Raw genomic sequence first — 22,551 nt, forward strand, 5'->3', positions numbered from 1 at the left:
GGGTCACCGTGTCGCCGCCGAGGCGGTGCGGGTGAAGGTGACCAGCGGCTCGGTGTCCTCGCCGGGGGTGTTCCGGTCGACGAGGTCCTGCAGGCGACTGGTCCGCTCGATCGCCCGCATCCCGGCTCCGGAGAAGGTCGAGGCGTTGAAGACGCTCGGCGCGAGCAGCGGGTTGGTGAGCGCCTGGGAGAAGGCGTCCACTGCGACCATCGTGCCCATCACCGTGGGCAGCGCGGAGTTCCGCCGGACGTCCTCCGCGAAGAGTCCGACGTACAGCTCGACGTCGTCCACCGACCGGTACCGGGCGGCCAGCGCCCGGCCCACCTCGGGGTCGGCGGAGAAGTCGCGGAAGGACCGCAGCCGCGGGTAGCCGCAGGCCTCGCGGTAGTCGTTGAAACCGGCCAGTGCCGCCGTCCGGCCGATGGCGATCGTGCGCTCCTCGACGTCCAGCAGGAACTTGGCCGTGTTCCGGATCCCGATCTCGGTGCTCGGCTGCCGCGACGCCTCGTCGAAGAGCGCGGCGAGCCCCTTCTCGGTGACGATGTCGGTCTGCCACAGGACGCCGTCGGCCGCGCGTCGCTCCCCACCGACGACCAGTTCGGTGGGGACGAGGGGGTGCCAGCGGTAGAGCAGGTCGAACTCGATGGACATCCAGTTCTGCCGGTACCACTCCTCCCGGACGCCGATCCCCGGCTCCACGAACAGCTTGAAGTGGAACGGCGTGATGTGGTTGATGTAGTCCTCGATCACGATCTTGATCAGGATGACGATCAGCGTGTTGCGGGCTGCCTGGAAGACGCGCTCGTCGTCCCAGTCGGGGTGCTCGGCCGAGATGAGGTCGGCGAGGCGGTTGTGCTCGCGGAGGAACAGCGTGCTGAGCATCACGAAGCCGTAGTGGATGTTGCCCCGGGGGATGCCGAGGGCGAACAGGTTCCGCTTCTGGGCTTCGCTCAGCTCCCCCAGCTCCACGGCCTTCCGGTCGGCGCCGGGGTAGCTGAGCGGGAGACCCTCGAACTCCGGCTTGACCCGCCCGTCCCGGCCGAAGTAGTAGGGCGGGAACTCGCCGCCGTCGATCTGCTGGCTCTTGAGCCGGCCGCAGCAGTGGGTCCGCAGCAGGTCGGTCACGTCCTCGGTCTGGCCGTAGAGCTGGCTCAGGTCGATGTCGTGGGTGGAGGTGTTGCGCGTCACGTCGTCGGGGTCCGTGCGGAGGAAGCCGTCGACGAACCACTGGGCGAAGTGGGAGAACAGCAGGGTCGACTTCGCCGACTCCCGCGGCTCCTCCCTGCGGAACAGCTCCGCGACCGACGCCTCCGGCGGCAGCCGATGCTGCAGCCGGTTGTCCGGCGGCAGGTGCCGGGCGCTGTACGTCCGATCGGTGAGCGACTCCCACGAGGTGTACGGGGTCTTCGTGCTCAAGATGTTCGGCCGGGTGTCGAGCTTGTAGACCAACCGGTTGATGAGCAGCCGGTTGGTCGCCGACCGGACGCCGGGCAGCCGTCGCAGCAGCGTCCACAGGGGCTCCAGATGGGTGACCGCCCAGAGTTCGGAGCCGTTGCGCCAGCCGTTCGTGCGCCAGTACGACCGGCGCGCTGCGGTCGCCGGAACCGCCGGAACGCTCATCGCCTCGGTCCTCCGCTCGTCGTCACGGCTGCTCCAGCCGACCCCTGATCCCGGACGGCACCGTCCTCGGCGCGCGGGTCCACGGAGTCTTCGGAGGTGGCGTCACCACGCCGTCACCGCGCCGTCACCGGGTCCGCCGCGGTGCACCGGGGCACGGGAGCAGCCCGGGCCGAGGTCACCTCGACGGGCGGGACGGGCGTGGCTCGGCACCCGACGGGGGGCTGGGACGCTCGCCCGTTGCCCCGGATGGTGGGCAGGGGCCGAGGACGCGCAGCCTCGTGTCCGGCGTGGCGGACGGTCAGGCGCGGACGGGCCGGCCGTCAGCTCTCCAGCAGCGCCGCGGCCACGGACCCGCCGATCCGCTCCGAGTACTCGGCCGTCATGTGCACCCCGTCGGCGAAGACCGGCGTGCCACCGACGAACGGCGGGCAGAGGTCGTCGACGCAGAACCAGCGCTGCGGGTCGACCGCCGTCGCGCCGGTCGCCTGCGCGACCTCGGCCTCGATCGACAGCGAGGCCAGGTAGGACCGGCTGGGCGACTCGGCGCAGTCGGCGGGCTCGCTGAGCCCGTTGGCGCACGACTGCAGGTTGCCCGTCTCCGGCGGCGCCCCGAGGACGACGACCCGGGCACCGGAGGCCTGGATCTGCCGGACCATCGAGGTCAGCCCGTCGCGGAAGACCGCCGCCCGGTCCAGTGCGGGATCGGCGAGCTCGACGTCGTAGGCGTTGCTGAGCACGACCAGGTCCGGGCTGTTCTGCGCGATCCAGCCCAGTGCCCACTGCCGGTGGTCGGAGCACTCGGTGAACGGCTGCCCGCCGGCCAGCGTCATCTCCAGCACGTTGGGGCAGCGGCCCATCGACAGCGTCTGCACCGACCAGCCCCGCGGGGTCAGGCCCGAGACGATCCCGGGCAGCCAGGCGCCGGCGATGGAGTCACCGAGCACGACGGCCCGCTGCGGCGCGGCCGGATCGCCGTAGACGCACTCGGCCACGTTGTCCGGGCGCACGTCGAAGCAGCCCTCCGACCACTGCGTGCGCAGGTAGTCGGGCAGGTCGTCGAGGCTCGGCGAGAGGTCGGTGGGCCAGGTGAGGGCGACCGACGCCGCACGGATCTCGCGGGTCAGCGGGTCCTCGGCCGTGCCGCCGTCCGACGCGGCCGCGCGCGCCTCGGCCTCGGCCTGGAGGGCGGCGTCGGCCGCGGCCACGGCCCGGGCGTCGAGCTGCCCGGGCGGGGAGACCAGCAGCAGCCCGGCGGCGAGCACGATCGCCGTGGCCACCGAGCCGCCGGCGACCGCCCGGGCCCGTCGGAAGACGCCCGGGGCTGCCGGGTGCCGGGTGCGGCGCTGCGCCCGCGGGAGCAGCCACCGCGAGTGCAGCACCGGCTGCTCCACCACGTGGAAGGAGATCGTGGCCAGCGACAGCGACAGCGCGAGGACGACGGCGTGGTAGACCACCGACTCCGGGTCCAGCACGGCGGCGAGGACGACGACCACCGGCCAGTGCCACAGGTAGAGCGAGTAGGAGATCCGGCCGAGGAACCGCGCCGGCGCGCTGCCCAGCGCCCACCGCACACCCGGCCCGCCGGGTGCCGCCCCGAAGGCGACGAGCAGTGCCGTCGACAGGACCGGCAGTGCCGCGGCCGACCCCGGGAACGGTGTGGTCGCGGTGATGAGGAACGCCGAGGCGACGACGCCGGCCAGACCCGCCCAGGCGAGCACGGCCTGCAGCCGCGCCGGGAGACGGTGCAGCCCTGCAGCGGTGACCGCGACGAGCGCGCCGACCCCCAGCTCCCAGGCGCGGGTGAGGGTGGAGAAGTAGGCGGTCTCCGGCGAGGTGCTCGTCGCGTGCAGCGACCAGGCGAACGACGCCGCCGTCACCGCCAGCATCGCCAGCCCGAGGACGGTGGTGCGTCCCCGCCGCCGGCCGACCGTGAGCGCGAAGACGGCGAGGACCAGCACCGGCCAGAGCAGGTAGAACTGCTCCTCGACGGCCAGGGACCAGAAGTGCTGGAACGGCGAGGGCGCCGCGTCGGTCTGGAAGTAGTCGGTGCCCTGCCGGGCGAAGTTGACGTTGGCGCCGAAGAACAGTGCCCACAGACCGTCGGTGACGGTGTTGCGGAAGCGGCCGTCCACGAAGAGCACCCAGGCGGCCAGCGTGGTGACGACCAGCGTCGACACCGCCGCGGGCACCAGCCGACGCGCCCGGCGCACGTAGAAGGCGCGGAAGGAGATCCGTCCCGTCCGCTGCCGCTCCCGCACCAGCAGCCCGGTGATGAGGAAGCCGGAGATGACGAAGAAGACGTCGACACCGACGAACCCGCCCGACGGCCAGCCGAGGACGTGGTCGAGGAGGACCAGGCCGACGGCGACGGCGCGCAGGCCCTCGACGTCACGCCTGAAGCCGTGCTCCGGGGCCGCGGGTCGTGCGGCTCCCCCGCGGACCGCCGTCCGCTCGACCGGCACAGCTGTCGCCGTCATCCCGCTCCCCCGTGTCGTCCCGCCGGTCCCGGCGGCAGCCCGCGGGCCGCGCTCGGTCAGCCCTGGACGGCAGTCGACCAAGCCGGCCAGCGGCCGGGGAAGCGTCAGGCGGGAGGTCTGACCCGCTGGAGGGAGGGGCCCGTGCTCAGGCGCGGCGGACGGTCAGGTGCGGCGGCTGCGCCAGCGTCTGGGCCACCACGCAGTAGCGCTCGGTCAGCTGGCCCAGCTTCGCGAGGGTGGCGTCGTCGGCGTCGGTGTCCAGCTCGGCGTCGACGGTGATCGTCCCCATCCCGACCGGTGCCTCCTTGGAGACGCCGAGCGTCCCGCGGGCGTCCATCTCGCCGCGTGCGGTCAGCCGGGCCGAGCGGATCTCCACGCCCATCGACGTGGCCACGCTGCGCATCGTCACCCCCGCGCACGCCAGCAGCGCCTGCAGGAGCATGTCGCCGGAGCAGGCGTCGCTGCCGTCGCCGCCCGTGGAGGTGTGCAGCCCGGCCCGGGCGGGCCCGGCCCAGGTCTGCACGGTGCAGGTGACGCCCGGGTCGGCGAAGGCGGCCTCGGCGTGCATGCTCACGCAGGCCGACGCCGGGTCGTCGCGGTACTGCTGCTTGAGCGGTGCCTGCAGGTCGCGCAGCGCTGCGGCGTCCATCCCGGCCTCCCCCTGTCGTCGAGGCCCCCATGCTGGCGGCCGGGAGGGGCGCTTGCCACGTGGGCGGGCCGCTCAGTCGCCGGCAGCCTCGTCCAGGACGCCACAGAGGTCCACGACGTCGGCCTCGAGCCGGAGGCCGTCCACGGCCGTGGACTCCCCGGTCGCGGGATCGACCGTCAGGCGCAGCAGGATGGTGCCCTCCTGGACGTACATCAGGTGCGGCAGGCCGGCCTCGTCCGCGGCCGCCCGCTCGACGTCGTTGCCGGCCCACACCACCAACGGCCCGCCGAGCTCGGCGACCACCTCGCTGCCGTCGGGGGACACCAGGTCCCAGCTGCGACCCGAGACGCCCAGCTCGTCGATGGTGGCACCGTCGGACTGCCGGGTGAGGTCGACCGTCCGGTCGCCGCGGAACTCGAGGAACGTGCTGCCGTCGTCCAGGACCTGCTGCCGCACCTCCGCCTCGCGGACGTCCCCTCCGGTGACCGTGACGACCGATCCGCAGGCCTCCACGTCGACCGGCGCGTAGAACTCCTCCGGGACGGGGACCCAGCCCTCGTCGTCCCCGGGTGGCTGGGCGTCCGCCGCGGAGGCCGCGCCTCCGGACAGGACCATCACCGCCGCCGCCGTTCCCACCAGGACTCGTCGCACCGCGACCACCTCCTCGCCGAGTCGGCTCCTCGGCGGCGGAGCGTAGGGAGGGGTGCGGCAGCCCGCGCCGGTCGTAGGACCGTGGTGTGCGGGGACCCCCGCGTTCCGTCCCCGACGGTGCGGCGGCGGCTACCCGCCGGGGCCGGTCGTCGGCCGTCCCACGCCGGCGAGGCCGGGGCCCACGTCGCACCACCGCTCCCCTGGGGTCCACCCCGGGGGTCGGCATCCGGCCGGTCGGGGGAGCCGTCCCGTCGATCGGGGGGACAGCTCCATTCAGCGGTCGAGTCGTCAGCCGGATTCTGGTCACGCAGGAACGGAACGGCACTCCGATCCACCGCGGAGGGAGTGTCGACCCGGGCGATCAGCACTCGCTCGACACATCCCCCACCACGAGCAGGGCCGATCCTGCCCTGCCCCCGGACGACCTGGAGGAACCATGGCCCTCTCCAAGCGACACCTGGTCCTGGCCGCCACCGCGACCACCCTGGGCATCGGCGGCGTGCTGCTGCCGGGCGCGAGCGCGATGGCTGCCACCACGGCCGACCAGAGCGTCGCCGTCGCGGCGCCGGCGTCCGACAGCACCAGCACGACGACCGAGGCCTCCTCCGCGCAACCGGACACCAGCTGCTACTACGAGTGGTACGTGGACGCCTGGGGGAACTGGTACTACGTCTGGGTCTGCGTGTGAGGGGTCTCCCGGCCGTGGACAGGCCGGCGGCGTAGCCCCTGGCTGACGAGTCGCGGAGGGGTGCACCCCGGTGCTCGTGCTCTGCGTGCGAGGGGCACGCAGAGCACGAGCACCGCGCTCCCGCGGGTCGGAACGGCTCAGTCGTCGCGCTCGCCGTGCCCGGAGTCGTCGCCCGGGTCGCCCGGGTCGGCGGCGACCTCGTCGAGGACGGCGCACAGGTCGACCTCGTCCTCCTCCGCCACGTCGGTGCGCAGCGTGTCCGCGGCGAGGGACTCGCCGGTCGCCGGGTCGACCTCCAGCCGCAGCAGGACCGTCCCCTCCTCGTAGTACAGGAAGTACGGCTGGCCGGCCTCGTCGGCGTCCGCCCGCTCGACGTCGTTCACGGCCCAGACGAGCGACGGGCCCTCGAGCTCGACGAGCACCTCGGTCCCGTCGGCCGACACCAGCTCCCACGTGTCGCCGGAGATGTCGAGCTCGTCGATCGTCGCGCCGTCGGACCGGCGGGTGATGTCGACCGTCTGGCCGCCGCGGTACTCGGTGAAGGTGGACCCGTCGTCGAGGACCTCGGTCCGCACCTCGGCCTCGCGGACGTCGCCGCCGGTGATCGTCACCGTCGAGCCGCAGACCTCCAGGTCGAAGGGCGCCCAGTACTCCTCGGGCACGGGTGCCCAGCCGTCGTCCCCGCCCGCCGCCGGGTCCTCGGCCGCGGAGGCCGCACCCCCGGACAGGACCACCGCCGCTGCCGCCGTCCCTACCAGCACCTTCCGCATGACGCCTCCTCGACGAGCCGGGCACAGGCGGCGCAGCCTAGGGAGAACCCGCAGGTGGGCATGCGTGTCGCACCACGCCGACGCGGAACCCGCGCGTTCCGTGCCCCGCTGTGCGTCCGCGGCTACCGCCCGGCGGCGTCAGCGGTCGGCCCTCCCTCAGTGCGAGCGGCCCGCCCGGCGCCACTCCTGCGGCGGGACGCCGTGCGCGGCGCGGAACCGCCGGATCAGGTAGCCCGCGTCGGCGTAGCCCACCCGGCCGGCCACCGCCTGCACCGTCAGGTCGGTCTCGGTGAGCAACCGCCGGGCCTCGGCGAGTCGCCGTTCGGTGATCCACTGCTGCACCGTCCGCCCCGTGCGCCGGCCGACCACCGTCGTCAGGTGCCCCGCGGACAGCCCCACCGCGTCGGCCACCTCGCGCAACGAGATCGGCTCGGCGTACCGGCGCTCGATGACGTCGAAGACCGCGGCCAGCAGCGGGTCGTCGCGCAGCCGCAGGGAGCCCGGGACGTCGGCCGCCAGCCGGGCCAGCTCCACCAGCAGCAGGGTCAGCCGGGCCAGCGCGGCCTCGGCGTACCCCTCCCGCCGCTCCTCCAGCTCGCGGTCCAGCTCGGCGAACCGCCGTGCCCACGCGGGCCGGTCCGCCTCGGGCACCGACAGCCGCTGGACCCCACCGGCCCGGTGGCCGACGAACGGGAACAGCAGCGGGTGTGCCCGCCAGGACCCGAACGAGCCGGGGCTGCGCCGCTCCACCGCGTCCGGCGGGAAGAGGGCCGACCACACCGCCGCCTCGGCCGCGTCCCCGCTCCACTCCGGGGTCACCACCTCCCCCGGAGCGACCACGAGGAGCTCCCCGGTGGTGACCTCCCACCACCGGCCGTCCAGGCACAGCCGCCCGGCGCCCCGCTCGACCAGGCTCAGCACGAGGAAGTCGTGCGCGTGCGCCCCGTGCAGCCGGCCCCCGGCGGGCCCGCGGGTCCCCCCGTGGCCGGTGACGGTCACCGGCGGCCGCCCCGCGACCCGTTCGTACCCGTAGACCGGCGCACCGTCGACCCGGCGCCCGGTCAGCGGCCGGCCGACGGGCCGCCGAGGTCCCGAAGATGGTCCCATCGCGACCGATGTCCCGCCCTTGTCGTCACGCCCGTGGCCGCCGAGAGTAGCGGTGACGACCGGAACATCGTGCACGACGGAGGAGGTCGGCATGGGTGGCACGACCGGCAGCACGGGCACGCGGACGGCGGTGACCGGCGGCGAGCGCGACTTCCTGCCCGGGATGCGGCACGCGTGGCTGCTGCCCCTCTACGACCCGCTGAACCGGCTGCTCGGCGTGCGGCGGATCCGCCGGCAGCTGCTCGACCAGGCCGGCCTCCGGCCCGGCCAGCGCGTGCTGGAGATCGGTTGCGGCACCGGCGATCTGCTGCTCGCGGCCAAGCGGGACCAGCCCGCGGCGGTCGTCGTCGGACTCGACCCCGACCTCGCCGCGCTCGCCCGCGCCCACCGCAAGGCCCGCCGCCGCGGGCTGACCGTCCAGCTCGACCGCGGCCACGCCGAGGAGCTGCCCTACGCCGACGACAGCGTGGACGTCGTCCTGTCCTCGTTCATGCTGCACCACGTGCCGGACGGCGAGCGGGAGCCGGCCATGCGCGAGGTGCTCCGGGTCCTGCGGCCCGGGGGTGCGCTGCACCTGGTGGACGTCGGTGGGTCCGGCGACTCCGGTCACCGGCACCGGTTCACCCGGGAGCACGCCGTCGACGACGTCCCGGGCCTGCTCCGCCGGGCCGGCTTCGCCGAGGTCGTGGAGACCGGCTCCGACGTCCACCGCTGGGTCGGCCGGTACACCCTCTACCGCGCGACCACCTGAGGGGACCGGCCTCGTCAGCGGCCGGCCAGCTCCACGACCGCGTCCACGAGCGCGTCGCCGTCCAACAGCACGCGGTCGTTGTGGTCGGCGCCGGGGACCTCCACCAGCCGGTGCAGGCCGGCCGCCGCCGCGGCGACGGCGCGGCTCTGCGCCGGCGGCACGATCGAGTCGGCTCCGCCCAGCACCACCGTGGTCGGCACCCGGATCGTCGCGACCCGCTCCGCCACCGGGTACCGGTCGCGCAGCAGCGCGCGCACCGGCAGGAACGGGTAGTGCTCGGCGCCGACGGCGGCGAGGTCGACGAACGGCGAGCGCAGCACCAGCCCGGCCGGCGGGTGCTCGGTCGCCAGCTCGGTGACGACGGCCGCGCCCAGGCTCTCGCCGAGGTAGAGCACCCGGTCCGGCGGCACCCCGGCCTCCTCCAGCAGGGAGGCGCGGGCGGCGCGCACGTCCCGCGCCAGCCCCTCCTCGCTCGGACTGCCGGGGTTGCCGCCGTAGCCGCGGTAGTCGAACAGCAGCACCGCCAGCCCCCTCCCGGCCAGCGCCGCGGCCAGCGGCGCCCGCAGCCCGCGGTGCCCGCCGTTGCCGTTGGCCACCAGCACGGCGGGTGCCCCCGGGTCGGGGCCGGGCACGAACCAGCCCCCCAGCCGCAGCCCGTCCGAGGTCTCCAGGACGACGTCCCTCGCACCGGGCAGCACCGCGGCCGCCGCGGGCACCGGGCCGTCGTCGGGGAAGTAGACGAGCCGCCGCTGCAGCCCCCACAGCAGACCGCTCAGCACGACCAGGACGACGGCGACGACGACGCCCGCGCGGACCAGGCGCCGCACCGGGCCCCGCGCGACCACCTCACCTGCGGCCGGGCAGCACCGCGTCGACCAGGTGCGGACCCGGGGCGGCCAGCGCCGCGCGCAGCTGCTCGGCCAGCTCCTCGGCGGTCGTGGCCCGGGTCGCGGGCACCCCCATGCCGGTGGCCAGCGCGACGAAGTCCAGCGACGGCCCGCCCAGGTGCAGCAGCTCGCCGGCGCGCTTGCCGTCCTCGGCCGCACCCACCCGCGACAGCTCGTGCTCCAGGATCGCGTAGGAGCCGTTGTCGCAGACGACGACGGTGACGTCGAGCTGCTCGCGGGCCATCGTCCACAGCGCCTGGATCGTGTACATCGCGCTGCCGTCGGCCTGCAGCGCGAGCACCGGCCGGTCCGGGCAGGCCACCGCGGCGCCCACGGCCATGGGCAGCCCGTCGCCGATCGCACCGCCGGTCAGCCCCAGCCAGTCGTGCCGCGGCGCCCCGGCGGTCAGCTCGGCCAGCCCGACCCCGGAGGTCAGCACCTCGTCGACCACGATCGCCCGCTCCGGCAGCAGCGCCCCGACGACGGCCGACATCGCCCGCGGCGTCAGCTCGCCGGTCGGCAGCTCGGGCCGCGAGGCCTCCAGCACCTCGGCGCGCACGCCCGGTGCGGCGACCTCGGCCAGCGCCCGCACCGCCGCGACGCCGTCCTCACCGGGCGCGGACAGCACGTGCACCGTGCAGTCCTCGGGCACCGGCGTCCCGGGCACCCCCGGGTAGCCGAAGAAGTGCACCGGCGAGGTGGCCCCGGCCAGCACCAGGTGGCGGGTGCCGGCCAGCGCGGCGATCGCCATCTCCGGCGGGTAGGGCAGCTTGGGGAGGTCGGGCAGACCGGCGCCGCGCACCGCCCGCGCCGAGAACGTCTCGGCCACCAGCCGCGCGCCGGTTCCCGCGGCGACCTGCCCGGCGGCCAGCAGCGCCTCCTCGCTGGCGACGACGTCCCCGCCGAGGAACAGCACGGTGGGCTCGCCGGAGCGCAGCACCGCGGCCACGTCGTCCACCACCGGCGGCGCCACCTGCGGAGCCGGGCGCGCCGGCTGCGGCTCGGCCGGCTCGGCGCCGTCCTCCCACGAGACGTCGGCGGGCAGCACCAGCGTGGCGATACCGCGGCGGGCCGACTCGGCGACCGCCTCGGCGGCGTCGGCGGCGACGTCGGCCGGCGAGAGCGAGCGGCGCAGCCAGCCCGACACCGCGCCGGCCAGGGCGTCGAGGTCGGACTCCAGCGGTGCGTCCAGCCGCTTGTGCGAGCGGGCGTGGTCGCCGACCACGTTGACCACCGGCGCGCGGCCGCGGCGGGCGTTGTGCAGGTTGGCCAGGCCGTTGCCCAGCCCCGGGCCCAGGTGCAGCAGCGTGGCCGCCGGCTTCCCGGCCATGCGCGCGTAGCCGTCCGCGGCGCCGGTCGCGACGCCCTCGAACAGCGTCAGGACGCCGCGCATCTCGGGGACGTCGTCGAGTGCCGCGACGAAGTGCATCTCCGACGTGCCGGGGTTGGCGAAGCAGACGTCGACGCCCGCGCCGACGAGGGTGCGGATGAGTGCCTGGGCGCCGTTCACCGGGCGGCGTGCACCTCGTCCACCTCGTAGTGCGTCATGGTCGCGCCGCCGGTGGCGAAGTTGGCGACGTCGTCGGCGGCCGCCTTGCCCTCCGCGGAGTTGAACGCGGCACCCATCTCCTGCTCGGACTCGAAGTCGAGCTCCGCCACCAGGTACGGCGCGGGCTGCGACGGGTCCAGGGGCTGCGGGTGGCCGAGGGTGTACCGCACCAGGCCGGGCAGCTTCGTGGCCAGCGGGACGTGCGTGTCGCGGTAGTACGCGTCGAACGCCGCCGGGTCGCCGGGCTGTCCGTAGCTGACGACGAGTCTGTGCACCATCTGCCACACCTCCGCACCACGCCGGGCTCCGCTGCCCGGGACCGCCCCCACCCTGGCAGGACGGGACGGCCTCCCGCCACCGCGGGACCCCGACCTCAGAAGGTGAGCACCAGCCGTCCGCGGACGCCGCCGCGCGCCAGCCGCCGGTGCGCCTCGGCGGCCTGCTCGGCGGGCAGCACGTCGGCCACGCGGAGGGTCAGCACGCCGTCCTCGGCCTGCTGCCGCAGCCGGTCCAGCGCCGCCCGGTCCTCCGCCACCCGCCGCACCAGCGTCGGGTGCACCCGCAGGCCGCGCTCGCCGGTGCCCCGGTAGCCGCGCACGGTCGCCACCGCGCCGCCGTCGCGCACCGCGGGCAGCACCAGCGCGTCCTGCACCGCGCCGTCGGCCAGCCCGTCGACGCCCTCGGGGAACTGCTCGCGGATCCGCGCGGCGACGTCGTCCCCCCGGCGGACGACCACGTCGGCACCCAGCTCGCGCACCAGCTGCTCGTCGGCCTCGGACGCGTCGGCGACCACGGTCAGCCCGTCCGCCCTGCCCAGCTGGACGACGTAACCGCCGAACGCCCCGGCCGCGCCGGTCACCGCCAGCACCTGGCCCGGCTGCAGCCCCATGAGGTCCAGCGCCAGCCGCGCGGTGAGCCCGTTCATCGGCAGGGTCGAGGCCTCGGCGTCGGTGCTGCCGGCCGGCGCGCGGACCACCGAGCCGGCCGGCAGCACCAGGTCCTCGCGGTAGGCGCCGTGCGCACCCGAGGGGACGACGACGGCCATCACCCGGTCGCCCACCTGCAGGTCGGTGTCGGTGTCCGGGCCGATCTCGGCGAGCACCCCGGCGGCGTCCATCCCCGGCACGTAGGGGAACTGCTGCACCGGGTCCCGCCCGGCGTAGGCGCCCTCGCGCAGGTGCGTGTCGGTCGGGCTGACCGCCGCCGCGGTCACCCGCAGCCGCAGCTGTCCCGGCCCCAGCGGTTCCGGCGGGACGTCGACGACGTGCAGGGCCTCCGGCCCCCCGAACTCGGTCACCCCGACAGCTCTCATGTCCGAGAGCCTCGTCGACGCCGGCCGGCCGTGTCCCGCGGGGGTGCCGCAGGCGTGTCGGGAATGGCGCGCGCCGGCCGGTCGCTGAACGGTCAGAGCACCGCACGCCCGCCCCCGACCCGAGAGGCCGAGCATGCCCACGCTGCTGCCGTCCCGCCCCGTCTCGCTCGACCCGGCCCCGCGCCGGCGGCGTCGCCTCCGCCCGAGGCTGGTGGCGGCCGGGATCGGCCTGGCGCTGCTCGTGCCCGCCGGCTTCCAGGTGGCCGACTGGCTGCCCGACCGGCCGTTCGGCCAGGACGTCGTCGACACCAGCACTCCCCCGCTGATGCTGGCCCTCGAGGACCTCTCCGAGTACCACGCCGCGACCGGCACCTTCCAGGTCGTCGTCGAGCGCGAGGTGGACACCCGCTACGTCCCCTCGGTGATCAGCGGCGAGTCGGTGAGCTTCCTGGCCACCGGCACCGCCGACGCCTACGTCGACTTCGCGGGCCTGGACACCGGCCGGGTCACCCTGTCCCCCGACGGCACCTCGGCGACCATCGCGCTGCCCGCCCCGCGGCTGGGCGAGGTGCGCATCGACCCGGCGGCGAGCCGCGTGCTCGACCGCGACCGCGGGCTGGTCGAGCGGGTCGGGGACGCCCTCGGCGACAACCCGGTCGACGACAGCGAGCTGTACGCGCTGGCCCAGGACCGGCTGGCCACCGCGGCCGCGCAGAGCGACCTGCGCGAGCGCGCCGAGGCCAACACCCGCGACATGCTGACCGGCCTGGCCCGCTCGCTCGGCGTCCAGCAGGTCGAGGTCACCTTCGACGAGCCCGCCGACGAGGAGGGCTGAGGAAGGACCCCCGGCGACCTCTCCCCCTGCCCCGCATCGTGGGCAGCGGGAGAGGTCCCGCCGGACGCACCGCGGCCCCGGCGTCCGCTCCGTCGAGGGGACGCCGGGGCCGCGGTCGTGAGGGGCCTCAGCGCTTGAGCGCGTACTCCTTGAGCAGGCCGCGGCTGATGATCGTCTTCTGGATCTCGCTGGTGCCCTCGCCGATGAGCAGGAACGGCGCCTCGCGCATGAGCCGCTCGATCTCGTACTCCTTGGAGTAGCCGTAGCCGCCGTGGATCCGGAAGGACGCGGTGGTCACCTCGGCGCAGTACTCGCTGGCCAGCAGCTTGGCCATGCCGGCCTCGACGTCGTTGCGCTGGCCGGCGTCCTTGAGCCGCGCGGCCCGCACCATCATCGCGTGCGCGGCCTCGACCTTGGTCGCCATCTCGGCGAGCTGGAAGGCGATCGCCTGGTGCTGGGCGATCGGCTTGCCGAAGGTCTCCCGCTGCTGGGCGTAGGCGATGGCCAGCTCGAAGGCGCGGATCGAGATGCCGCAGGCGCGCGCGGCGACGTTGACCCGGCCGACCTCGACGCCGTCCATCATCTGCGCGAAGCCCCGGCCGGGCACCCCGCCGAGGACCGCGTCGGCGCCGATCCGGAAGCCGTCGAACACCAGCTCGGTGGTGTCGACGCCCTTGTAGCCCATCTTGTCGATCTTGCCGGGGATGGTGAGCCCGGGGACGACCTCGCCGAAGCCGGCCGGCTTCTCGACCAGGAAGGTCGTCAGGTTCTGGTGCGCCTTCTCCGCACCCTCGTCGGTGCGCACCAGCGCGGCGACCAGGGTGGAGGACCCGCCGTTGGTCAGCCACATCTTCTGGCCGTCGATGACGTAGTCGCCGTCGGCCTGCCGGACCGCCTTGGTGCGGATGCCGGCGACGTCGGAGCCCAGCCCCGGCTCGGACATCGAGAACGCGCCGCGCACCTCACCGGTGGCCATCCGCGGCAGCAGGCGCTCCCTCTGCTCGGCCGTGCCGTGCTGGAGCAGCATGTAGGCGACGATGAAGTGGGTGTTGATGACGCCGGAGACGCTCATCCAGCCGCGGGCGATCTCCTCGACCACCAGCGCGTAGGTCAGCAGCGACTCGCCCAGGCCGCCGTACTCCTCGGGGATCATGAGCCCGAAGATGCCGAGCTCCTTCAAGCCCTCGACGATCTCGGTCGGGTACTCGTCGGCGTGCTCGAGTTCCTGCGCGTGCGGGATGATCTCCTTGTCGACGAAGGTCCTGACCGTCGAGATGATCTCCTGCTGGATGTCGGTCAGGTCGGCGGTCTGCGCCAGGCGGGTCATCGCGTCGCTCCTCCGGGGACTCCGGTGTCCGGGTTACCGGTGAGTATGGGCCACCCTCGTACGGCGTCCGTGTGTGGCTGCTCACCCTCCGGGGCCCCGCGCGTCTAGCGTTCGCACGACCAGCCCCGACCGCCGGAGGACGACGATGACGCAGGACGACGCCCACCGCGCCGGCCCCGACCCCGCGCCGTCCCCCGGCGGCGAGGCCCCGCGGCAGCCCGGTCACCCGCCGCTGCCCTCCTACGGTGGGCCCGGCTCGACGGGTGCCGGCGCGACGGCTCAGCACGGGGCCGCCGGCCAGCCGGAGTACGGCGCACCGCCCGGGTTCGGCAGCCAGCCGGGGTACGGCGGCCAGCCGCCCTACGGCCAGCCCGCGTACGGCCCGCCGCCCGGGTACGGCGGCCAGCCCGGCTACGGCGTGCCCGGCTACGGGCTCCCGCCGGGCTACGTCTACCCGCGGCCGACCAACACGCTGGCGATCCTGTCGCTGGTGATGGCGTTCGTCTTCAGCCCGGTCGGGTTGGTGCTCGGCATCGTGGCCCGCCGGCAGATGCGCCAGACCGGCGAGCAGGGCGAGGGCCTGGCGCTGGCCGGGATCATCATCGGCGGCATCGGCACCGCGCTGGCCGTGCTCGCCTTCGTGTTCTTCTTCCTCGCGCTGGCCGCCGCCGGCTCCTCGGGCGCCTTCGCCCCGTGAGGGACGACGGCGGCCCCGCTGCAGGGTCCCGCCGCGAGCGTGCGAGCGGTGGGGGGCAGCGCGGTCCTCCTACTCCGGCGGGGTGAAGGTCGAGGTGCGCTGCATGCCCGCGGCGCGGCCCTTGCCGGCGATCACCAGCGCCATCTTGCGGCTGGCCTCGTCGATCATCTCGTCGCCGAGCATCGCCGAGCCCTTCTTGCCACCGGCCTCCGAGGTCGCCCACTCGTAGGCGTCGAGGATGAGCTCGGCGTGGTCGTAGTCGGCCTGGGACGGCGAGTAGATCTCGTTGGCCGCGTCGACCTGGCCGGGGTGCAGCACCCACTTGCCGTCGAACCCGAGGACGGCCGACCGCTTGGCGACCTCGCGGAAGGCGTCGACGTCGCGCACCTGCAGGAAGGGGCCGTCGATGGCCTGCACGCCGCGGGCGCGGGCGGCCATGAGGATCTGCATGAGGATGTAGTGGAAGGGGTCGCCGGCGTAGTCCGGGTGCAGGGCGCCGACCACGAGGGACTTCATGTTGATGCTGGCCATGAAGTCGGCCGGGCCGAAGATGATCGTCTCGATCCGCGGGCTGGCGAACGCGATGGAGTTGACGTTGATCAGGCCCTGCGCGGTCTCGATCTGCGCCTCGATGCCGATCCGGCCGACCTCCAGGCCGTGGGCCTTCTCGACCTGGGTCAGCAGCATGTCCAGCGCCTGCACCTGGGCGGCGTCGGCGACCTTGGGCAGCATGATGCAGTCGAGGTTCCCCCCGGCGCCGCCGACGACCTCGATGACGTCGGTGAAGGTCCACTCCGTGGTCCAGTCGTTGACCCGGACGGTGCGGATCTTGTCGCCCCAGCCGCCCTCGTTGAGCGCCGCGACGATGTTCTTGCGGGCACCGGGCTTGGCCAGCGGCGCGCAGGCGTCCTCGAGGTCGAGGAACACCTGGTCGGCGGCGAGGCCCTTGGCCTTCTCCAGGAAGCGCGGGTTGCTGCCGGGGACGGCGAGGTTGGAACGGCGGGATCGGAGCTCGGCCACGGGTCCTCCGGGGTGGTGGGGCGGGCGGGAGACACAGCTTGATCGCAGTCGGGTCCACCGGAGGGTAACGACGGTCCGGGGCGGCCTCGGAGGGCCTCAGGTGCCCGGCTCGGCCAGGCCCGCCGGGCGGCTGGCCCGCACGACCAGGCCGACGCCGACGACGACCAGCGCCACGCCGGGCAGCGCGAGCAACGGCGGCACCTGCTGCAGCAGCACCAGCGCGAACAGCAGCGCGCCGGGCACCTCGAGCAGGATCACCAGGCTGACCATCGTCGGGCCCACCGAGGACAGCAGCAGGTTGAACAGCGTGTGCCCGAGCAGCTGGGCGCAGACCGTGATGGCGGCGATGAGCACCCAGTCCCGGGCGGCGAAGCCGACGAGCGGGTTGCCGACGGCGACCGCGGCGACCGCGATCGCCGCCGCGCACACCGAATAGCAGACCACCGCGTACGCCGAGGTCGACAGCCGCTGCCGCGCTCGCGCCCCGGCCAGCACGTACCCGCCGGCGCAGACCGCGCCGAGCAGCGCCAGCCCGTCGCCGGCGAGGGCCTCCAGGCTCACCGTGACGTCCACCCCGGCGATCAGCGCGACGCCGAGCACTGCGAGCACCAGGCCCGGCCACGTCACCGCGGGCAGCCGCACCCCGCTGAGGCGGGCGGCCAGCGCCGTCCAGACCGGGGTGGTGGTGACCAGCGCGGTGGAGGCGGCGACCGTCGTCATCGACAGGCTGGGCAGCCAGGCGGCGAAGTGCGCGGCGAGGAAGAGCCCGGCGACCACCGAGCTGGCCAGGTCGCGCGGCCGCAGCCCGGCCAGCACCGACCGCTCGCGCAGCAGCAGCACCGGCAGCAGGGCCGCCGCGCCGCCGACGTTGCGCCAGAAGGCCAGCGCCAGCATCGGCGCGGCCAGCATCGTGGTCAGCGGCGCGGACAACGAGATGCCGGTGACGGCCACCGCCATGATCGCGACGTCCCGCCCGCCGGGCCGGTGCAGCGCCCAGACGGCGGACGCCGGGGCGCTCAGAGCGGTGTCCGGATGCGGCCGCGGGCGACCGGCACGACCGCGCCCCGGACGGTGGCCGCGACCGCCCGGCCGCCGGAGGCCGTGACCGTGCAGGACAGCACCGAGGGCCGGCCCATCGCCTCGCCCTGGTGCACGGCGTAGGACGACGTCCCTTCCGGCGCGAGCAGACCGCTGGCGACCAGCCAGACGCCGGTGCCGAGGGCGGCCGAGCCGGTCGCGGGGTCCTCGCCCCAGGCCAGGTCGGCGGCGAAGACGCGGGCGCGGGCGGTGGCGGTCGCGCCGTCCCAGGAGAGCACCGAGACGCCCTCCCCCACGCCGTGCTCGCCGAGCAGCGCGGGGTCCGGCGCGGCGCCGTCCACCACCTCGGGGCGGACGGCGAGAAAGGCGAAGGGCAGGCCGCAGCCGGCGACGTGCGCCGGCAGCCCCACGGCGTCGGCGCCGGAGAGCCCCAGGGCCTCGGCGAGCGCGGCCGGGTCGGGGCCGTCCTCCAGGGTGGGGCGGCCGCCGGACAGCGTCGCGCCGTCGTCGTCGACGACCACGTCGAGGACACCGGCGCCGCACTCCTGGCGCAGCGTGCCGGCGGGCAGCCGGCCGGCGCGGACCAGCGCGGCGGCCGCGCCCACGCTCGGGTGCCCGGCGAAGGGCAGCTCGGCGTACGGGGTGAAGATGCGCACCCGGTAGTCGGCGCCCGGCTCGGTCGGTGCCGAGAGGAACGACGTCTCCGACAGGTGGAACTCGTCGGCCAGCGCCTGGCACTGCTCGGTGGAGAGTTCGTCGGCGTCGAACACCACGGCCAGCGGGTTGCCGGCGAAGGCGCGCGGCGCGAAGACGTCGACGACCTCGTAGTCCAGCTCTCCTGGGGCGGCCACGGCTCGACGGTAGCCTCAGGACCCGTGACCACGGCGACCAGGGCGTACGTCTCCCGGCTCGCCGGGCTGCCCGTCTTCGACCCCAACGGCGACCGCGTCGGCAAGGTCCGCGACGTGGTGGTGGCGCTGCGCGTGGGGACGGCGGCGCCGCGCGTGCTGGGCCTGGTCGTCGAGGTGGTCGCCCGCCGCCGCATCTTCGTGCCGATGGGCCGGGTGACCGCGCTGGACCCCGGCTCGGTCGTGCTCTCCACCGGCACGCTGAACCTCAAGCGCTTCGAGCAGCGGCGCGGCGAGACGCTGGTGCTCGGCGAGCTGCTCGACCGCCGGGTGCAGGTCGCGGAGTCCGGCCGGCCGGCCACCGTCGTCGACGCCGGCATCGAGCAGACCCGCACCGGCGACTGGGTGCTCTCCCGGCTCGCCGTCCAGGAGCCGGGCCGCCTGGGCCGGCGCGGGCAGCTGCACCAGCTGGCCTGGGACGAGGTGACCGGGCTGGCCCTGCCGCAGACCGGGCAGGGCGCCGAGACGCTGATCGCCACCTTCCGCGAGCTCAACGCCGCCGACGTCGCCCACGCGCTGCAGGACCTGCCGATCAAGCGGCGGCACGAGGTCGCCGAGGCCCTCGACGACGAGCGCCTGGCCGACGTGCTCGGCGAGCTGCCCGAGGCCGACCAGATCACCATCCTCGGCACGCTGGAGGAGAAGCGGGCGGCCGACGTCCTGGAGGTCATGGACCCCGACGACGCCGCGGACCTGCTCGCCGAGCTCTCCAACGTCGACCGCAACCGGCTGCTGGAGCTCATGGAGCCCGACGAGGCCGAGCCGGTGCGCCAGCTGCTGAAGTACTCCGAGGACACCGCCGGCGGCATCATGACCAGCGAGCCGGTGATCCTCACCCCGGACGCCACGATCGCCGAGGCCCTCGCCCGGGTCCGCGAGCCCGCCCTGAGCCCCGCGCTGGCCAGCCAGGTCTACGTCTGCCGACCGCCGTCGGCCACCCCCACCGGCCGGTACCTGGGCCTGGCGCACATCCAGGGGCTGCTGCGCGAACCGCCGTCCACCCTGGTCAGCGGGGTGCTCGACGACCTCGAGCCGCTGCGGCCGGAGGCGCCGCTGGCCGAGGTGACCCAGTACTTCGCCACCTACAACCTGGTCGCCGCCCCGGTCGTCGACGCCCAGGGCCGGCTCGTCGGCGCGGTGAGCGTGGACGACGTCCTCGACCACCTGCTGCCCGAGAACTGGCGCGAGCGGGCCCGCCGTGGCTGAGGGCCGCCGCCTCGACGTCCCGCGGGGCGCCCGGGGCTTCGGCGACTTCCTGCGGCTGGACCCCGACGCGGTCGGCCGGTTCGCCGAGGCGATCGCGCGGTTCCTGGGCACCGGGCGCTTCCTCGCCGTCCAGACGGTGATCGTGGTCGTCTGGATCGCACTCAACGTCTTCGCCGTCCGGCTGCAGTGGGACCCCTACCCGTTCATCCTGCTCAACCTGGCCTTCTCCACCCAGGCCGCCTACGCCGCGCCGCTGATCCTGCTCGCGCAGAACCGGCAGGCCGACCGCGACCGGGTGCAGGCCGAGGAGGACCGGGCACGGGCGGCGCAGACGCGGGCCGACACCGAGTACCTGGCCCGCGAGCTGGCCGCGCTGCGGGTGGCCATCGGCGAGCTGGCCACCCGCGACTTCATCCGCGGCGAGCTCAACCGGCTGACCGAGGAGAGCCCCGAGGAGGCCGAGCGGCGGGAGCGGAAGGCCAGGAGGAAGCGGGAGGCCGCGGCCCGCGAGGCGGCCGGCTGAGAGAGGACCCCTCTGCCCCCCATCGCGCGCGAGCTCGCGGCGGGACCTGCGGAGGGGCCAGCAGCGCCGCAGGGGGTCCTCCTTCAGCCGGCGAGGCGGGCGGCGGCCCGGTCCAGCCGGCCGGTCACCTGGCGGACCCCCGTGGCGGCGGCCAGCCCCTGCACCGGCAGGTCGACGTAGATGCTCTCGGCGCGGGCGACCTGGTAGGTCTCGTGCCAGATCCCGACCGCACCGGGGACGCGGCGGGCGCGCCGGTTGAAGGCGGTCCACGCGGGGCGGTGCCGGGCATCGGTGGCGGTGGCGTAGCGGTAGAGGTCCTCGACACCGCGCCAGTACTGGACCAGCACCGGCCCCCGCCGGCCCAGCGTCATGCGGTGGCCGAGGAACCCCGAGTCGGGGTCCCGCGCGAGCTCGGCGAGCATCGGGCCCATCGCGGCCAGCACGGGGAGCCAGGCATCCGGCCGCCGGATGCGGTTGATGCGCATGCCGATCAGGAAGACGGTGAGCTCCCCCTCGTGCGTGTGGGTCCAGCGGCCCCGGGCGATGCGTGTCATGACGTCCTCCTGGTTGGATAGTGCTGGTGCCCAACACTAGAGAGTGGCACTAGCCAATGTCGAGGGGGATGCGTGCAGATCTCCGAGCTGGCCCGCCGGGCCGGCGTCCCGGTCGCGACCGTGAAGTACTACCTGCGCGAGGGGCTCGTGCCGGCGGGCGAGCTGACCGGTGCGACCCGGGCGCGGTACGGCGAGGAGCACCTGGAGCGGCTGCGGCTGGTCCGCGCCCTGCTCGGGCCCGGAGGGCTGTCGATCGCCCGGGCCCGCGCGGTGCTGGCCGCCGTCGACACCCCCGGGACCTCCGTGCACGCAGCCCTGGGCGCCGCCCACCGGGCACTGCCCGGCGTGGGGTCCGAAGGCCCGGCCGACCTGGGGCAGGCCCGCACCGTCCTGCAGCGCCAGGGGTGGCAGGTGGCCGAGGACTCCCCCGCCCTCATCGCGCTCGCCGCCGCCCTCGAGGCACTGCGCGCCGCCGGCGCCGCCCCCACCGACGAGCTGCTGGACGGCTACGCCGAGGCGGCCGGCCGGATCGGCGAGCAGGACGTCGCCGCGGTGCCGACCGGCTCCGTGGCCGAGGCCGTCCGCTTCGTGGTGGTCAACACGGTGCTGCTCGAGCCGGTGCTGCTGGCGCTGCGCCGGCTGGCCCAGGAGGACGCCTCCCGCCGCCGCTTCCCGGACGACTGCTGAGCGGTCAGCCGAGCAGCGCGGCCAGGACGGCGAGACCACGGCCGGCGAGCCAGCCCGCGCGGACCGGCAGGACCGCCGCGGGCACGCGGGCGCGGGTCGGCTGCACCCGGGCATCCTGTGCGACCGGCCGGCCGGGCCGCCTGCCCGCGCCGGTCAGCCGGCGGAGGCACCGTCGTCGACGAGGGGTCCCGGTCGGCGCGGCCGGTCGTTGTCGGTGCCCCGCTCTACGGTCTCTCCCCGAGGAGGACCTCACGTCCGGGGCCGAGTCGTGCACCGGGCACGGGGACGTCGACGATGAGCAGGACGCACACCGTGGTGCCGTCACCGATCGGCCCGCTGACCGTCGTCCGGGACCAGGACGGCGCGCTCGTGCGGCTGGCGATGTCGCCTCCGCGCGCGCTCGAGGCGGACGCGGTCGGCGAGCGGGCCGACGCGGGGTTCGAGGACGTCGCGCGCCAGCTCGCCGAGTACTTCGCCGGCGAGCGGACCGCCTTCCAGCTGCCCCTGCGGCCCGTCGGCAGCCCGTTCGAGCTGGCCGTGTGGGACCAGCTGACCCGCATCCCGTACGGCGAGACCCGCACCTACGGGCACGTCGCCGAGGCGGTCGGCGAGCCGGGCGGCGCTCAGGCCGTCGGTGCGGCGAACGGCAGGAACCCGATCGCGATCGTGGTGCCCTGCCACCGGGTGATCGGCGCCGACGGCAGGCTGGTCGGCTTCGGCGGGGGGCTACCTCGCAAGCGCTTCCTGCTGGACCTGGAGCAGCGCGCGGACCGGCTGTTCTGACCGGGTGCGGCGGCGCCGGTACGCCGATCAGCCGGCGAGGACGTGCACCAGCGCACCGGTCGCCCCGGCCAGCACCAGGACGACGATGAACGGCGCCCGCAGCGCCAGCGCGAGCGCGGCGACCGCCAGCCCGGCCAGCCGCCCGTCGACCACCAGCGCCGGCCCGGACGTGGCCGCCTGGACGGCGACCAGCGCGGCCAGCAGCGCCGCGGGGACGAACGCCACGACGCGGGTCACCCACGGCCGCTCGACCCAGGCGGCCGGCACCGACAGCCCGGCCAGCTTGAGCAGGTAGCAGCCCACGGCCGCGACGAGGACCACCGTCCACAGCGTCCCGCTGCTCACGAGTCCCCCTCGCCGGCGCCCGTCGGCCGCGGTCGCGGGGCCGCTCCGTCCCCCGGCGAGCTCGCGCGCTCGCCCGCCCCCCTCCCCGGTCGCCCCGCCCCCCCCCCCCCCACGACCCCCGCGCCCCCCAGCCCCCCCGCCCCGCCCCCCCCGGGGTCCTTCACCGC

At 75.2% G+C, this 22,551-nt stretch carries 24 protein-coding genes; 8 read left to right on the plus strand and 16 right to left on the minus strand.

Annotation, left to right across the window (positions count from 1 at the left end):
- Positions 1 to 3 precede the first annotated feature (3 nt).
- The 4 genes from ACI79G_RS15210 to ACI79G_RS15225 all read right to left on the minus strand — a co-directional run bounded on the left by ACI79G_RS15210 (position 4) and on the right by ACI79G_RS15225 (position 5,397).
- A complete protein-coding gene (locus ACI79G_RS15210) occupies positions 4 to 1,620 on the minus strand; it encodes a peroxidase family protein (RefSeq protein ID WP_456881954.1) in 1,617 nt (538 codons plus the stop codon).
- 320 nt (positions 1,621 to 1,940) lie between these two features.
- Positions 1,941 to 4,097 carry an acyltransferase family protein gene (locus tag ACI79G_RS15215; protein ID WP_456881955.1) on the minus strand — a complete coding sequence of 719 codons (2,157 nt, stop codon included), beginning with the start codon at positions 4,095 to 4,097 and terminating at the stop codon, positions 1,941 to 1,943.
- Between the two features lie 145 nt (positions 4,098 to 4,242).
- Positions 4,243 to 4,746, minus strand: a complete 504-nt coding sequence (locus ACI79G_RS15220; RefSeq protein WP_456881956.1) for an OsmC family protein — start codon at positions 4,744 to 4,746, stop codon at positions 4,243 to 4,245.
- Between the two features lie 72 nt (positions 4,747 to 4,818).
- A complete protein-coding gene (locus ACI79G_RS15225) occupies positions 4,819 to 5,397 on the minus strand; it encodes a hypothetical protein (RefSeq protein ID WP_456881957.1) in 579 nt (192 codons plus the stop codon).
- A 436-nt stretch (positions 5,398 to 5,833) separates the two neighbouring features.
- Here ACI79G_RS15225 and ACI79G_RS15230 point away from each other — a divergent pair, with 436 nt between their 5' ends.
- Positions 5,834 to 6,085 (plus strand): hypothetical protein, encoded by a 252-nt coding sequence (locus tag ACI79G_RS15230; RefSeq protein WP_456881958.1) that lies wholly within the window; start codon positions 5,834 to 5,836, stop codon positions 6,083 to 6,085.
- Between the two features lie 137 nt (positions 6,086 to 6,222).
- Here ACI79G_RS15230 and ACI79G_RS15235 read toward each other — a convergent pair whose 3' ends face one another.
- Both ACI79G_RS15235 and ACI79G_RS15240 read right to left on the minus strand, forming a co-directional pair.
- On the minus strand, positions 6,223 to 6,855 hold the full coding sequence (locus ACI79G_RS15235; protein ID WP_456881959.1) for a hypothetical protein: 633 nt from the start codon (positions 6,853 to 6,855) through the stop codon (positions 6,223 to 6,225).
- A gap of 156 nt (positions 6,856 to 7,011) precedes the next feature.
- A complete protein-coding gene (locus ACI79G_RS15240; protein WP_456881960.1) occupies positions 7,012 to 7,854 on the minus strand; it encodes a helix-turn-helix domain-containing protein in 843 nt (280 codons plus the stop codon).
- Between the two features lie 199 nt (positions 7,855 to 8,053).
- On the opposite strand from ACI79G_RS15240, the gene ACI79G_RS15245 reads away from it, so the two are divergent.
- The gene (locus ACI79G_RS15245; protein WP_456881961.1) at positions 8,054 to 8,713 is read left to right on the plus strand and encodes a class I SAM-dependent methyltransferase; all 660 of its coding nucleotides are present in this window, start codon (positions 8,054 to 8,056) and stop codon (positions 8,711 to 8,713) included.
- A gap of 14 nt (positions 8,714 to 8,727) precedes the next feature.
- On the opposite strand, the gene ACI79G_RS15250 is transcribed toward ACI79G_RS15245, so the two are convergent.
- The 4 genes from ACI79G_RS15250 to ACI79G_RS15265 form a co-directional block, all read right to left on the minus strand.
- Entirely contained in the window at positions 8,728 to 9,558 is an 831-nt protein-coding gene (locus tag ACI79G_RS15250) for an alpha/beta hydrolase (RefSeq protein ID WP_456881962.1), read from the minus strand.
- A gap of 1 nt (position 9,559) precedes the next feature.
- Positions 9,560 to 11,110, minus strand: a complete 1,551-nt coding sequence (locus ACI79G_RS15255; protein ID WP_456881963.1) for an acetolactate synthase large subunit — start codon at positions 11,108 to 11,110, stop codon at positions 9,560 to 9,562.
- A complete protein-coding gene (locus ACI79G_RS15260) occupies positions 11,107 to 11,427 on the minus strand; it encodes an EthD family reductase (protein ID WP_456881964.1) in 321 nt (106 codons plus the stop codon). The genes ACI79G_RS15255 and ACI79G_RS15260 overlap by 4 nt, the downstream gene beginning before the upstream one ends.
- A 95-nt stretch (positions 11,428 to 11,522) precedes the next feature.
- Complete coding sequence (locus ACI79G_RS15265; RefSeq protein WP_456881965.1) at positions 11,523 to 12,461, minus strand: NADP-dependent oxidoreductase; 939 nt, start codon at positions 12,459 to 12,461, stop codon at positions 11,523 to 11,525.
- A gap of 133 nt (positions 12,462 to 12,594) precedes the next feature.
- On the opposite strand from ACI79G_RS15265, the gene ACI79G_RS15270 reads away from it, so the two are divergent.
- Positions 12,595 to 13,296, plus strand: coding sequence for a DUF4230 domain-containing protein (locus ACI79G_RS15270; RefSeq protein ID WP_456881966.1), 702 nt, complete (start codon positions 12,595 to 12,597; stop codon positions 13,294 to 13,296).
- Between the two features lie 127 nt (positions 13,297 to 13,423).
- Here ACI79G_RS15270 and ACI79G_RS15275 read toward each other — a convergent pair whose 3' ends face one another.
- Positions 13,424 to 14,623, minus strand: a complete 1,200-nt coding sequence (locus ACI79G_RS15275; RefSeq protein ID WP_456881967.1) for an acyl-CoA dehydrogenase family protein — start codon at positions 14,621 to 14,623, stop codon at positions 13,424 to 13,426.
- 145 nt (positions 14,624 to 14,768) lie between these two features.
- Between ACI79G_RS15275 and ACI79G_RS15280 the strand changes: the two genes are divergently transcribed.
- Complete coding sequence (locus tag ACI79G_RS15280; protein ID WP_456881968.1) at positions 14,769 to 15,320, plus strand: DUF4190 domain-containing protein; 552 nt, start codon at positions 14,769 to 14,771, stop codon at positions 15,318 to 15,320.
- 69 nt (positions 15,321 to 15,389) lie between these two features.
- Here the strand turns inward: ACI79G_RS15280 and ACI79G_RS15285 are convergent, their stop codons facing one another.
- The 3 genes from ACI79G_RS15285 to ACI79G_RS15295 form a co-directional block, all read right to left on the minus strand.
- The gene (locus tag ACI79G_RS15285) at positions 15,390 to 16,340 is read right to left on the minus strand and encodes an HpcH/HpaI aldolase/citrate lyase family protein (protein WP_456881969.1); all 951 of its coding nucleotides are present in this window, start codon (positions 16,338 to 16,340) and stop codon (positions 15,390 to 15,392) included.
- Between the two features lie 96 nt (positions 16,341 to 16,436).
- A complete protein-coding gene (locus ACI79G_RS15290) occupies positions 16,437 to 17,297 on the minus strand; it encodes a DMT family transporter (RefSeq protein ID WP_456881970.1) in 861 nt (286 codons plus the stop codon).
- A 59-nt stretch (positions 17,298 to 17,356) separates the two neighbouring features.
- A complete protein-coding gene (locus ACI79G_RS15295) occupies positions 17,357 to 18,229 on the minus strand; it encodes a PhzF family phenazine biosynthesis protein (protein ID WP_456881971.1) in 873 nt (290 codons plus the stop codon).
- A gap of 24 nt (positions 18,230 to 18,253) precedes the next feature.
- On the opposite strand from ACI79G_RS15295, the gene ACI79G_RS15300 reads away from it, so the two are divergent.
- Together ACI79G_RS15300 and ACI79G_RS15305 are read left to right on the plus strand one after the other, a co-directional pair.
- Positions 18,254 to 19,492, plus strand: coding sequence for a magnesium transporter MgtE N-terminal domain-containing protein (locus tag ACI79G_RS15300; RefSeq protein WP_456881972.1), 1,239 nt, complete (start codon positions 18,254 to 18,256; stop codon positions 19,490 to 19,492).
- Complete coding sequence (locus tag ACI79G_RS15305) at positions 19,485 to 20,015, plus strand: DUF1003 domain-containing protein (RefSeq protein WP_456881973.1); 531 nt, start codon at positions 19,485 to 19,487, stop codon at positions 20,013 to 20,015. The genes ACI79G_RS15300 and ACI79G_RS15305 overlap by 8 nt, the downstream gene beginning before the upstream one ends.
- A gap of 83 nt (positions 20,016 to 20,098) precedes the next feature.
- Here ACI79G_RS15305 and ACI79G_RS15310 read toward each other — a convergent pair whose 3' ends face one another.
- Positions 20,099 to 20,569, minus strand: coding sequence for a DUF4188 domain-containing protein (locus ACI79G_RS15310; protein WP_456881974.1), 471 nt, complete (start codon positions 20,567 to 20,569; stop codon positions 20,099 to 20,101).
- Between the two features lie 72 nt (positions 20,570 to 20,641).
- Here ACI79G_RS15310 and ACI79G_RS15315 point away from each other — a divergent pair, with 72 nt between their 5' ends.
- Entirely contained in the window at positions 20,642 to 21,256 is a 615-nt protein-coding gene (locus ACI79G_RS15315; protein ID WP_456881975.1) for a MerR family transcriptional regulator, read from the plus strand.
- Between the two features lie 294 nt (positions 21,257 to 21,550).
- The gene (locus tag ACI79G_RS15320) at positions 21,551 to 22,039 is read left to right on the plus strand and encodes a methylated-DNA--[protein]-cysteine S-methyltransferase (protein ID WP_456881976.1); all 489 of its coding nucleotides are present in this window, start codon (positions 21,551 to 21,553) and stop codon (positions 22,037 to 22,039) included.
- A gap of 27 nt (positions 22,040 to 22,066) precedes the next feature.
- Here the strand turns inward: ACI79G_RS15320 and ACI79G_RS15325 are convergent, their stop codons facing one another.
- A complete protein-coding gene (locus tag ACI79G_RS15325) occupies positions 22,067 to 22,384 on the minus strand; it encodes an AzlD domain-containing protein (RefSeq protein ID WP_456881977.1) in 318 nt (105 codons plus the stop codon).
- Positions 22,385 to 22,551: the final 167 nt, after the last annotated feature.

Source organism: Geodermatophilus sp. SYSU D00779 (assembly GCF_054050595.1).

Bases quoted from the DNA above. Each gene is read 5' to 3' on its own strand.
- ACI79G_RS15270 (WP_456881966.1), top strand. From the start codon at position 12,595: ATGCCCACGCTGCTGCCGTCCCGCCCCGTCTCGCTCGACCCGGCCCCG.
- ACI79G_RS15245 (WP_456881961.1), top strand. From the start codon at position 8,054: ATGGGTGGCACGACCGGCAGCACGGGCACGCGGACGGCGGTGACCGGC.
- ACI79G_RS15265 (WP_456881965.1), bottom strand. From the start codon at position 12,461: ATGAGAGCTGTCGGGGTGACCGAGTTCGGGGGGCCGGAGGCCCTGCAC.
- ACI79G_RS15280 (WP_456881968.1), top strand. From the start codon at position 14,769: ATGACGCAGGACGACGCCCACCGCGCCGGCCCCGACCCCGCGCCGTCC.
- ACI79G_RS15260 (WP_456881964.1), bottom strand. From the start codon at position 11,427: ATGGTGCACAGACTCGTCGTCAGCTACGGACAGCCCGGCGACCCGGCG.
- ACI79G_RS15215 (WP_456881955.1), bottom strand. From the start codon at position 4,097: ATGACGGCGACAGCTGTGCCGGTCGAGCGGACGGCGGTCCGCGGGGGA.
- ACI79G_RS15210 (WP_456881954.1), bottom strand. From the start codon at position 1,620: ATGAGCGTTCCGGCGGTTCCGGCGACCGCAGCGCGCCGGTCGTACTGG.
- ACI79G_RS15320 (WP_456881976.1), top strand. From the start codon at position 21,551: ATGAGCAGGACGCACACCGTGGTGCCGTCACCGATCGGCCCGCTGACC.
- ACI79G_RS15235 (WP_456881959.1), bottom strand. From the start codon at position 6,855: ATGCGGAAGGTGCTGGTAGGGACGGCGGCAGCGGCGGTGGTCCTGTCC.
- ACI79G_RS15230 (WP_456881958.1), top strand. From the start codon at position 5,834: ATGGCCCTCTCCAAGCGACACCTGGTCCTGGCCGCCACCGCGACCACC.
- ACI79G_RS15275 (WP_456881967.1), bottom strand. From the start codon at position 14,623: ATGACCCGCCTGGCGCAGACCGCCGACCTGACCGACATCCAGCAGGAG.
- ACI79G_RS15290 (WP_456881970.1), bottom strand. From the start codon at position 17,297: ATGGCGGTGGCCGTCACCGGCATCTCGTTGTCCGCGCCGCTGACCACG.
- ACI79G_RS15220 (WP_456881956.1), bottom strand. From the start codon at position 4,746: ATGGACGCCGCAGCGCTGCGCGACCTGCAGGCACCGCTCAAGCAGCAG.
- ACI79G_RS15310 (WP_456881974.1), bottom strand. From the start codon at position 20,569: ATGACACGCATCGCCCGGGGCCGCTGGACCCACACGCACGAGGGGGAG.